Source organism: Aequorivita xiaoshiensis, from assembly GCF_022008395.1.
Lineage (GTDB): Bacteria > Bacteroidota > Bacteroidia > Flavobacteriales > Flavobacteriaceae > Aequorivita > Aequorivita xiaoshiensis.
On record NZ_JAIRBB010000077.1, the window covers coordinates 1 to 340 of the forward strand.

Here is a 340-nt window from a genome sequence, read left to right on the forward strand (position 1 = left end):
ATGACTGTTCAGATGTTGATGAGACTATCACCTACACTTTCACAGTTACTAATGAAGGAAATGTAAGTCTGTCTAACATAATAGTAGACGACCCACTATTAGGAGGTCCATTGGCAGGTCCAATAAGTGGAGATACTGATGGCGACGGAGAACTTGATGTAACTGAAACTTGGATATACGAAGCCAGTTACGCAATAACTCAAGCAGATATTGATGCTGGTGAAGTATTAAACCAAGCAACAGCGACTGGAACAGCTCCAGATCAAACTGAAGTAAGTGATGATTCAGGAACAGAAATTAATAATGACGATACAACAGTTATCGAACTTTGTCAAAACCC

Annotated in this window: 1 protein-coding gene; it reads left to right on the top strand. The window is 39.7% G+C overall.

Annotation, left to right across the window (positions count from 1 at the left end; translation table 11 throughout):
* The coding region (locus K8344_RS14350) for a DUF7507 domain-containing protein (protein ID WP_420908363.1) at nucleotides 1–340 on the top strand (340 nt) is incomplete at both ends.